This window comes from Flavobacterium sp. Leaf359 (genome assembly GCF_001423985.1).
GTDB classification, from domain to species: domain Bacteria; phylum Bacteroidota; class Bacteroidia; order Flavobacteriales; family Flavobacteriaceae; genus Flavobacterium; species Flavobacterium lindanitolerans.
The window spans coordinates 115,720-118,664 of sequence record NZ_LMPW01000014.1 but is presented as its reverse complement, the minus strand read 5'-3'; the positions used below and the strand labels follow the sequence as shown (position 1 = coordinate 118,664).

General features: G+C 61.6%; 1 pseudogene. It reads left to right on the top strand.

Annotated features, from left to right (window positions below):
• A pseudogene (locus ASG38_RS14980) lies at positions 1-2,945 on the top strand (hypothetical protein); the annotation flags it as partial.

Genomic DNA, 2,945 nt, shown 5'->3' with positions numbered 1-2,945 from the left:
ACGGTGACCATCACCGGAACGCTCAACGCGGAAGTCACCTATACCGTAAACGCCGGCAGCCCGCAGACGGTTGTGCTGGCCACGCCGAGCGCGGCCAACCCTGCCCTTGGCGAGGCGACGATTACCGGCACGCTGACCGCAAACACGACCTACGCCCTTGTGAGCGTTTCCACCACGGGCACTACCCCGTGCACCACGAACCTGACGGGCAGCGCAACCATCACGGTTACTCCGCTCCCTACGGCCACCATCACGGCCACGGACGCGACGGTATGCGAGGGAACGGGAACCACCATCGTGATAAACGGCCCGGCCAACGGCTCGGCGACCTATACCGAGGGAACCGGCCCGGCCATCACGGTACCGCTTGACGCCGCAGGAACATACCCTATTGCTACGGGCCCGCTTACTGCGGCCACGACATATACGCTTACCGGCGTAACCACGGGCGGCACCGTGCCTTGCACAAGGACGCTTAACCTGCGTGCCACGGTTTCCGTGAAGGCGCTTCCTACGGCCGCCTTCACGGGCCCTGCCAACGTGTGCTCGAACAGGACCGCGTTGCTTGAATTCACCGGAACGCCTGGGGCCACGGTAAGCTTTACCTGGACGGGCGGCGGCTCCGACAGCGTTACCCTTGACGGCGCGGGCTATTTTGCCTATACGACGCCCGCCATCACGGCACCTACGACCTTCACGCTGACAAATGCGGTAACGGGCGGTACGCCTGCGTGCACGGCAGCCCTTACGGGCAGCGTTACGGTAAACCCGATTGCCGCGCCGGTAATATTCAACCCTACGCCATTGGAGGTGTGCGACGACAACAACGACGGTATCGCCGTGTTCAACCTTACGGACAAGAACCTTGAGATCACCGGCGGCCCTTCGACGCTGATCGTGAGCTACCACGAGACGCAGGCGAACGCGGAGAACAACCATTTCCCTAAGGGGCCGGTATACGGCAACCTTATCACGGCCTTCCCTGAGGACGCCCCATACATCCTGTGGGTAAGGGTAGAGGAGCCCGGCGGCAGCCAGTGCCCTTCGTTCACGCAGCTGCGCCTGATCGTGAACCGCACGCCGCAGCCGGTATCGCCGGACCCTATCGAGGTCTGCGACGACGCGACTGCCGACGGCTTTGCGACCTTCCCGGACATCAGTATCAGGGAGGCGGACATGCTGTCCGGCCTTGATCCAAGGGACACCTATACTTTCGAATACTACGAGCTTGAGGCCGACGCGAAGGCCGCAGTGCCTGCGAACCCTGCGCTTCCGGTACTCAACTACAACAATACCACGGCCCACAGCCAGACCATTTGGGTAAGGGTATCCACGCCGCAGGGCTGCTTCAAGGCGGTTCCGATGGAACTCAGGGTGAACCCTAATCCGGTAGTGGCGGTGCCGCTTCCAGAATATACGCTTTGCGACGACCCTAGCGGCGACGGCTACGAGGTGTTCGACCTTGGCGCCCACAGGCAGCTCGTTACCTCGGTACCGGGCATGGAGGTGAAATACTATTTCGACAATGCGGCCCTTGCGGCCGGCACGGAACTTCCGCTGGCCTACCCGAACCAGGTGCAGACGGTACAGACGATCATTGTGGCGGTGACCAACACGGCCACGGGATGCTTCTCCACGACCACGCTTACCCTCAGGGTACAGCAGCGCCCGCTGGTGACCATCCCTGCGACAATCCCTACGGCCTGCGACCCTGACGGCAACGGCACGGAGCAGTTCGACCTTGACGCGCTCAAGCCGGAGATTACCGGAGGCGCGCCTTACGATGTGAGCTTCCACGAGACGATGCAGAATGCGGAAGACAACGTGTTCCCGTATACGAGCCCTTACAGCAACCTGGCTTCCGGCACGATCTGGATCCGCGTTACGGACAGGACCACGCAGTGCTACTCGGTTGCACCGCTGCAGCTGATAGTGAACCCGGTTCCGGTAGTACCGGCAGCCATCGACGACCTTGTGGTGTGCGACACGAACGCGGACGGCATGATGAGGGTCGACCTCCAGGGGCATGCGGAGCAGGACCTGCTTGACGCGCAGGCACCGGGCGGCAGCTATACGGTACGCTTCTACACGCAGCAGGCGGATGCCGAGGCCGGCCTTGGCGGCGCCATCGCCACCCCTGCAAGCTACCCTGCGACCAACGGGCAGGTTATCTGGGTGAGGGTTACCAACACCGCCACGGGCTGCTACAAGGTAGGCAGCTTCAGGGTAGTGATCAACCCGTCACTTTCCTTCGCCCCTGTGGAATATTCGCTATGCGACGAGGCGCTCCCGAATGACGGCTATACGGTCTTCGACCTTACGACTCAGATAGGCAACCTTACGGGCGGGCTTCCGGGCTATACCGTCGCGTTCTACACGCTTTCGGGCACGCTTATCGACCCTGCCGATGCCTACACGAACCAGAACCCTGGCGTGCAGACACTGAATGTGGTGATCACCAATACGGCCACCACTTGCGAAAGCAGGACCACGCTTACCATCCGTGTGGAGCCGCTTCCTAACCCTAGGACGGATCCGCAGGATATCGAGGCGTGCGACAACGGCACGGCCGGCGACGGCATAGCCGAGGGCGTCGACCTTACGGTACGCGAGACCTATATCCGAAACAACACCAACCCGGCGAGCGTGGACTTCTTCTACTATACGGACCGCAACCAGGCTGAGGCCGACGGCATCCAGGGCACGACATACCCTAACGCGATAGCGGACCCGACGGACTATGACGGCCCATCCGGAACGATATACGTGCTGATGACGACCAACGCGAACAACCCTTCGGCGAAGAAATGCTACCAGATAGTGGAGCTCGAGCTTATCGTGCACCCGCTTCCTGCGCTAGCCAGCCCGATTCCTAACTATACTGCCTGCGTAGGGGGTGCCACGCATACCTTCACGCTGAGCAGCCACAACATAAACGTGATTGC